Below are 7,521 nucleotides of genomic sequence, written 5' to 3'. Positions count from 1 at the left end.
TTGGAAGTTGAATGGTGTATCGCTACTGCTAGAGTGTTGGATAAACATGTCTATTTGTCGTCTCTAAACAACCTAAAAACTGGTTAATCAACAGGCGTGGACTTCGATGACTAAAAGAAGTCTTTTCATCCATTGACTTCCTCAATTCAAATGCTTTAAAGTAATCTCAAAACAATTTGTCCTGCAAGGACATGAATTCTGGAAGGAGCAACGTGAACAATGACGACAAAAGCTTATGAAGGCGTTTATCAGGGAGAAAAGGCGATTTGGTTGCAAGCTGGCCGTTACGAAGCCGTCGTATTACCCGAAATTGGCGCGAATCTGATTGCGTTTAGAGATACAGAGAACGAATTCCGCTTTCTGCACGAACCTACAGAAGTTGAAATGGAAGCGTTTAAAGCAAGACCCATTATTCATGGTATTCCGGTATTATTTCCTCCGAACCGTTATGAGGATGGTAAGTTCCCTTGGAAGGGAAATGTCTACGAGTTACCAGTAAATGAAGAGAAAACAGGCAATCATTTGCACGGCTTTGTTCATGATATTCCATGGTCTGTCGAGAAATTCAGCGCTGATGGTACGGAAAGCCGTGTAACTTTAGCTTTACGTGTAAGAGACGGTCATTCCGTATATCACTATCTTCCTCATGAGTTTACACTGCGATTGACGTATACACTTGGTGAAAATGGATTACATCAACTAATTAGCGTACATAACGAAGGAAAAGATGCCATGCCGGCTTTGATCGCTTTCCATACTTCGATCAATGCGCCATTCGCGCCTAACAGTCAAGCCTCTGACTATAGTTTCAAATGACGATTGGCAATCGCTGGGCGTTGAATGATAGAATGCTGCCTACAGGTGAATACCAGGCATTAACGGCGGACGAAGAGAAGATGAAAACGGGGGGCTTGTACCCATTCTTTGATTCTATGGATAACCACTACACAACGGCTCCGCAAAATGGTCGCAACTATATGGAATTGACAGATGCCAAAGCAGAGGTCAAACTGGTTTATGACGTTGGAACTTCCTACAAGCAATGGATGATTTGGAATAACGGCGCACAGCCCGGATTTTTCTGTCCAGAACCGCAAATGAATTTGGTCAATGCACCAAACGTGGATTTGCCGGCTGAGCAAATTGGTTTGACCGCTTTGGAGCCTGGTGAAGTGTGGGAGCAATCCGCAAGGCTGTATGTGATTCCAATCGTGAAATAATATATAATAATAACCCTTTCGGGCACATGGCGGGAATCCGAAGTGATGATCTGCTGATGTGAAGAGAGGGTATTTTTATTAGAAGGGTGGACGTTTTTGTTATGGAAGAGATCGGCGTTACAGAGAAGGCGCATTTGTTAGGTGAGATCGATCGGTTAACGAAGGAAAATGAGAAATTGAAACAAGAAATCGCAAAATTACGTGGCGTCAAGCGCGTATCAGCAGGGTCTATGGACAGTATGTCAACGAAATTAAAGGAAGCTTTACGTGAGTAGGAAATGCGTATTGTGACATGGAAAGAGTCTAGCATGAAGAGTCGTAAATGCCTTCAGTTCGACAAAGGTTATTCCATTCGTTATAATAAAAAATGTCAAAAAGGAGGTTATACGATGAGCGAAACTACACTACCACCAAAAACATGTACCATTGACCGTTTAGTCACGAAGGAAGCTGAAGTGAGTAAAGTTCTTGCAGGCCAGAAAACGGCTTGCAGACGTAATGGACGCTATGCAGATATCGGTGAAACGATGGAATTGGAAGGGCAATCATTTACGGTAACGAACGTTTACCAACAATCCTTGGGTGATTTAACTGTTCAAGATGCACAAGCGGAAGGACATTCAACTGTCGACGAGTATAAAGACAGCATTCTGTCCATCCATCCTGGCATGCCTTGGCTGCCCCAAATGAAAGTTTGGGTACACGAATTTAAATTGGCTCAATAAGCAAAAGCAAGTAGTCGACAGTGTGGATCTGCGGATCCGCACTGTTTTGTTGCATGGACTCTCTTAAAGAACGGAAGATGGCAATGTCTTGGTATGTATGGTTATTGTATATTCATATTTTAAGTGTTGTTTTAAGTATCGGTCCTTATTTTGTGTTGTTTCCTCTCTTAGCGAAAATTCGCACAGCTCCTTTCGAGCAGTTGCCGGATTACCTGGAGCCTTTTCGTATTACGGTTCGATTGACGAAGCATGCTGGTCATGTGCTAGTTGCAACCGGTATTATTCTTACATGGATAACGTCATGGTCATGGCATACGTCATGGATTGTCATCACGGTATTGATTATGGTAGCTTCGTTATATTTTATTGCCCGTGCTTTTTCCCCGCTGCTGAGAAAGCTTAAAGCGCCTCACGATGATCGCCAATTACTTGTGAATAAGCTGCGTCAAGCATTGATCTGGTATGTATTGATTACTTTATCAATGATGTGGTTTATGGTGGCCAAGCCAACGCTCTGGTAAAACTGAAGATGGATGATTTTCATTGACAGATGCCATTGTCTAGCCTATAATGAGAATCATTATCATTATTGTAATAATAATTCTCAATGGAGATGAATATATGGAGAGCCAGAGTCGATTATTTACAGAGCAATTGGATATCGCATATGAAGACCGCATGATTGTTGAAAATTTGAATGTGTCTATCCCATCCGGGCAAATTACAGCTCTTGTTGGGGCAAATGGCTCTGGAAAATCCACGATTCTGAAAACCCTTGCCCGTATTCTGAAACCGAAAAGGGGCAGTGTGCTCTTAGACGGGGAATCCATACATAAGAAATCTACTAAAGAAGTAGCGAAACAGCTTGCTATACTTCCACAAAATCCGATTGCTCCTGAAGGATTAACGGTAGCCGAATTGGTAGGTTACGGACGTTATCCCCATCAAAAAGGGTTTGGTTCGTTAACCGAAGTTGATCGAAACATTATCAGCAATGTGATTGAAGTGACAGGTATGACGGAATTTGCAGACAGACCTGTCGATCAACTGTCCGGTGGTCAGCGTCAGCGGGCCTGGATCGCTATGGCGCTTGCGCAGCAGACGGATATCGTTTTGCTGGATGAGCCGACAACATTCCTAGATATGGCGCATCAACTGGAAGTGCTGAAATTGTTAGAAAAGTTGAAAGAGCAAGAAGGACGAACCATTATTATGGTTGTCCACGATTTGAACCATGCGACGCGTTATGCCCAGCATGTCGTAGCGATCAAGAACGGCAAAGTCGTAAGCGAGGGATCCCCGAACAGTGTGGTGACGCCGGACGTACTGCGCGAGGTATTCGGCATCGAGGCCGATATCGTAGTAGATCCAAGAACGGGAACACCTCTTTGCTTACCTTACGAGCTGGCGCTCGTATAGATCAACGAGAAAATGACAGCGAAAGATCGAGATTGAGATCTTTCGCTGTCCTTTTTTTCGTATAGTTTTATTACTAAGTTGTAAAAACTGATCTGCTTGAGTGTGGTACGCGAAGAACGCTCTCAATTAAGGCTTTCTCGCATGAATAACAACGAAATTGTAATACTTATAGACACAGTCGACGTCCACGAAGCCGCCTTCCAGAAGCCAATTTAGCTGTTTGTCCAAGGGCGCCATTTTATCCAGTTTTGTACGTTCGTAAGCTGCTTGAAGAGCTTCACGGCTTAAGTCAGTAGCTTTTACTTTCCTATGCCAGTCCGATCGATACAAATTGTCGATAAATGGACTGCTGCCTTGAACTTGATCGGCGTTGACGAGAACACCGTTAGGTTTAAGCAGCTTGAATAAACGATGATAAAGCGCCCGCTTAGTCTCATGCTCCAAATGATGAATGGATAGGGAGGAGATGATGGCATCATACGGCTCTGGGTCATCAAATTCGCTATAATCGCCTGCCAGGTAGGTTATGTTCGAGTGTTCTCCTCCAAAACGCTGTTTAGCGACGTCCAGCATTCCCTCAGAGAGATCTATTAACGTTAACTTGGCTTTCGGGTATTGCCGAAGAACAAAGTCAGAGAAGAGGCCAGTGCCCGCCCCTAAATCAAGTATGCGCGGAGAATCGGTATCAGCCTGTACGAGTGAAGCTGCAATGCGATAAAAATCATCGAAGCAAGGAATCAGTTTACGGCGATGACCGTCATAATGATCCGCGATTTGATTGAATTGGGATGCAACAGGGTTTGATATTTTTTCGCTCATGGGTAGTTCAACTCCATTCTAGTAAGTAGTAACCATATCTATTCTTGCAATCATCGTAATGGAAAAGTTGGCAAATAACTAATACTTATAAATGATTGCTTATAGGTAAAAATATAAAGAAACCCCACCTATTGAAATATATGATTCAACAGAGTGGGGTTACGTTATACTCAGGCTCATCTTAAGAGCGCGTTTTGTGAAATATGTGATTAATGACTTCAGAAAACACAAGTCCAATAGCAATGGCACCCGAGAGCATGAAGGCTTTCGCTGACAACTGGACAGCTAGATCATAATGGTTGAGAGCGACATTTCTCATCGCATCATAGGCTAAACCACCGGGAACCAGTGGAATAATTCCTGAAACACTGAACACGATAATCGGTGTTTTATACATTTTGGCAAAAATCTGACTTAGCACCGTAACGAAAAATGAAGCCATACATGTTGCTATAATAGGGTCAATTGGAATCATGAGGGAGGAAAGGTATAACAGCCAACCCATCATGCCTACAAAGCCGCACTGCAAGAGTGTACCTTTTGGCACGTTGAATAGGATGGCAAAAGCAGCCGAGGCAATAAAACTGGTCAAAATTTGGGCAATCATCACGCAATCCCCTCCCCATTGTAAAAGGCGAGAACCAAAGCAATCCCGGCTCCAATAGCAAATGCGGTCAGGGAAGCTTCAGCCCCTTTGGAAAGCCCGGAAACGAAATGACCAGCCATTAAATCGCGCACGGCATTGGTAATAAGAAGCCCGGGAACAAGGGGCATTACGGACCCGATAATAATTTTATCGAGATCATGACCAAGCCCAATCATAACGAATAATAACGATATCAAACCAATCAGCAATGCTGATAAAAATTCAGCGAAAAATTTAATGGGCACAAATCGATGGACATAGCTTAAGGAAGCTAACCCAACGCCACCCGCAACAACCGCAGGAAGGAAATCAGACCAGGTGCCTTTATACATAATTAAGAAGCAACCGCTTGCTATTGCAGCTGCCGCTATCTTGAGCCCATTGGAGTAACCTATAGAAGAGGCGTCTATTTCTTCTAATAATCGATAGGCTTCTGCCGCGGTCAGCTCTGCCTGACTGATACGTCTGGATATCGCATTAACGACGGTTACCTTTCGCAAATCGGTGGATCGAGCTGAAATCCGAATGAGGCGGGTCGTTTGTTCAGGTCCATCTATAGAGAAAATAATGCCCGTAGGTGTTACGAAGCAATGCGAATTGGGCACTCCAAACGCACGAGCAACCCGAGACATCGTATCTTCCACACGATAGGTCTCTCCACCGCTCTCGAGCATGATTTTACCGGCCAATAAACAAACTTGCGCTATTTCGTACGTAGAAGAGGCGGATTGTGCCATGACATAAGATCTCCTAAATTCCTTATTTGCTAAAAGCTTAGTATATCACAGAGAAGAATCAAAATTAATGCAGATAAAAAGCGGGAAACGAAGGTTTCATGGCGAAACATATAAGGACATCCGTACACAAAGAGGGATTACATGAAAACGTTCGATCTCATTTCCGATATTCATCTTGATTTCTGGGTTAAAGAGACAAGCAGCTTATGGCGCTTACGTAGAAGAATCAAGCGATTTATTAGACAGCTCGTACCGAAGGCTTGCTCTGATACTTTAGTCATTGCCGGAGATTTGGGTCATAGCAACAAACAAAACTACATTTTTCTTAAGCTGCTGGAAGAGCACTATGAGAATATTGTCATCGTTGCGGGCAATCATGATTACTATTTAGATAAAACCGCGCTTCAAGGAAATAGCGGCGATGATTCCTCTGACCGACTCAAGAAGATGAAGCAGTTAGCAAGTCAATTACCGCATGTCTATTATTTGGATGGAACAACGGTGAGATTGGGAGGGGTGACATATGGAGGATGCGGGATGTGGTACGATTTGCAATATGGCATCCAAGTGTTGAAATCGACCCAGGATCATCTGTTCAATCATTGGAAGTCCATCTCTAACGATTATTTGCGCATTCGAGGCAAGCCACGATTAACGTTAGATATGTTTCAGAAAGAGAAAACGAAATTAAGCAAAATTATTGCCGATTCCGATGTTATTGTTACCCACGTTTCGCCGGATTGGAGTCGGGTGCCGGATGGAAGAGGACTGGATTTGGCTACGAGCTTCTACTATTTTGATGGCAGTAGCTATTGGGATCAGATAGCGAACAAAATGTGGTGTTTCGGCCATATTCATCATCCGATGGATTATGTGAATCATCAATGCAGATTCTTGAACCAGGCAATCGGCTATCCGAAGGATGCCAAAGCAAAACCGACCAGGATTAAAACAATTACAATAGAAACCCAATAGTGGAAGCTTAAAAATGAAATACGTGAATAGTAAAAGTTCATTCGAGCATACAAACAACACAAATCTACACCCATGTTTGAACTTCATCAGTATAGGTTATCGCTTTTTTCAATCACTCGGATCACGTATCTGCTCTTCGATAGATTTTCACGCTCATCTTCATTAATCGCTTCTTACTCACTTTATCCCCTCCGCTGCTTACATCAGTATACAAAAAGGTACCCACAGCCTGAACACCTTTTTTTAAAGTGTCCTGTCTATGGGTACCAGTTTAAAATACAGATGTCCTCATATTTAAAAAAGGCGACCTATCCAGTGCAAAATTATTGTGTAATAACCGTTGGCGTTGTCCTTGCAGTTGGGCCAAAATACTTAAAAGAAATCCCTACCCCTGAATCCTCTTCTAAAGAAGAATGGATCAAAAAATTCAAATGGCTCAAAACGTTCGAATCTTTCCTCAAATGGGAAGAATCCGAATGGAGTGAATGGGGAAAAGAATGCACTTGTTTTAACAGATTTTGTGTTTTTTGACTGCTTTTTTTTCAATTAATATCACCTCGACATTCTTAAGGAACCTTTCTTATTGGATCAACGAATCACCAAGAAAAAGTTAACGAAATGATTACCAAAAGAATAAAAAGAACCAGGATAGCGGCCGAACCCATGCCACCATAACCTGCACAACTAGTTCCAATTCCACCTGCGTATGCCATGTTGATATCTCTCCCTCCATGATAAGTTTCATTGCATGATAATCATACGTTCAATACTTAACCTTTGCCTGTACGTCAGCCCCTTTGCTTAAAACTAAATGAAATTGAACGCTGCATCAGCCGTCTGAAGGCGGAGCAAAATGCGGACGGGTCTTGGAGGTATTGTTTTAATCATACGTTCAATACTTAACCTTTGCCTGTACGTCAGCCCCTTTGCTTAAAACTAAATGAAATTGAACGCTGCATCAGCCGTCTGAAGGCGGAGCA

Annotated in this window: 8 protein-coding genes and 1 pseudogene; 6 read left to right on the top strand and 3 right to left on the bottom strand. The window is 42.9% G+C overall.

Annotated elements, in window-relative coordinates; all coding sequences use genetic code 11:
• Positions 1-219 precede the first annotated feature (219 nt).
• From FU659_RS34090 to FU659_RS34075, 5 genes and pseudogenes are all read left to right on the top strand, one after another.
• Positions 220-1,220: pseudogene (locus tag FU659_RS34090) on the top strand (aldose epimerase family protein).
• A 101-nt stretch (positions 1,221-1,321) separates the two neighbouring features.
• Positions 1,322-1,495 carry a hypothetical protein gene (locus FU659_RS36140; RefSeq protein ID WP_187274597.1) on the top strand — a complete coding sequence of 58 codons (174 nt, stop codon included), beginning with the start codon at positions 1,322-1,324 and terminating at the stop codon, positions 1,493-1,495.
• Between the two features lie 114 nt (positions 1,496-1,609).
• On the top strand, positions 1,610-1,945 hold the full coding sequence (locus tag FU659_RS34085) for an ASCH domain-containing protein (RefSeq protein WP_147951602.1): 336 nt from the start codon (positions 1,610-1,612) through the stop codon (positions 1,943-1,945).
• A gap of 83 nt (positions 1,946-2,028) precedes the next feature.
• On the top strand, positions 2,029-2,466 hold the full coding sequence (locus tag FU659_RS34080) for a DUF2269 family protein (RefSeq protein WP_261808235.1): 438 nt from the start codon (positions 2,029-2,031) through the stop codon (positions 2,464-2,466).
• A gap of 100 nt (positions 2,467-2,566) precedes the next feature.
• Complete coding sequence (locus FU659_RS34075) at positions 2,567-3,364, top strand: ABC transporter ATP-binding protein (protein WP_147951600.1); 798 nt, start codon at positions 2,567-2,569, stop codon at positions 3,362-3,364.
• Positions 3,365-3,490: 126 nt separating this feature from the next.
• Here the strand turns inward: FU659_RS34075 and FU659_RS34070 are convergent, their stop codons facing one another.
• The 3 genes from FU659_RS34070 to FU659_RS34060 all read right to left on the bottom strand — a co-directional run bounded on the left by FU659_RS34070 (position 3,491) and on the right by FU659_RS34060 (position 5,566).
• Positions 3,491-4,183, bottom strand: coding sequence for a class I SAM-dependent methyltransferase (locus FU659_RS34070; RefSeq protein ID WP_147951599.1), 693 nt, complete (start codon positions 4,181-4,183; stop codon positions 3,491-3,493).
• Positions 4,184-4,364: 181 nt separating this feature from the next.
• A complete protein-coding gene (locus tag FU659_RS34065; RefSeq protein WP_187274598.1) occupies positions 4,365-4,790 on the bottom strand; it encodes a threonine/serine exporter family protein in 426 nt (141 codons plus the stop codon).
• Entirely contained in the window at positions 4,790-5,566 is a 777-nt protein-coding gene (locus tag FU659_RS34060; protein WP_147951597.1) for a threonine/serine exporter family protein, read from the bottom strand. Before FU659_RS34060 ends, FU659_RS34065 begins: the two co-directional genes overlap by 1 nt.
• A gap of 141 nt (positions 5,567-5,707) precedes the next feature.
• Between FU659_RS34060 and FU659_RS34055 the strand changes: the two genes are divergently transcribed.
• Positions 5,708-6,541 (top strand): metallophosphoesterase, encoded by an 834-nt coding sequence (locus tag FU659_RS34055; RefSeq protein WP_147951596.1) that lies wholly within the window; start codon positions 5,708-5,710, stop codon positions 6,539-6,541.
• Positions 6,542-7,521: the final 980 nt, after the last annotated feature.

The sequence above is a fragment of the Paenibacillus sp. N3.4 genome, from assembly GCF_008017805.1.
Lineage (GTDB): Bacteria > Bacillota > Bacilli > Paenibacillales > NBRC-103111 > Paenibacillus_E.
Note: the sequence above shows the minus strand (reverse complement) of the source record. Positions and strands in the feature narration are given on the sequence as shown.